1 protein-coding gene is annotated in these 222 nt (G+C 64.0%); it reads right to left on the reverse strand.

Annotated elements, in window-relative coordinates; genetic code table 11:
* Positions 1-222: 5'-3' exonuclease H3TH domain-containing protein (locus tag H2O73_RS24600; RefSeq protein WP_182110872.1), on the reverse strand; the 222-nt coding region annotated here is incomplete at both ends.

Below are 222 nucleotides of genomic sequence, written 5' to 3' on the forward strand. Positions count from 1 at the left end.
TTGGTCAGGGTGCGGACTTCCATCTCGGCCAGAAAACCGAGCAGGGTCTCCGGCTCCGGATCGCGCACCTCAAGGTCCTCGATGGTGAAATCCAGCTCCATGTCGCAATCGAGCTGCACCAGCCGCTTCGACAGCTCGATCTGGGCGCGATGCTCGATCAGGGTCTGGCGGCGCTTGGGCTGCTTGATCTCCCCGGCCCGGTCCAGAAGCTCCTCGAGCGAG

It is taken from the genome of Vibrio marinisediminis (genome assembly GCF_014050145.1).
Taxonomy (GTDB): Bacteria; Pseudomonadota; Gammaproteobacteria; order Enterobacterales; family Vibrionaceae; genus Vibrio; species Vibrio marinisediminis.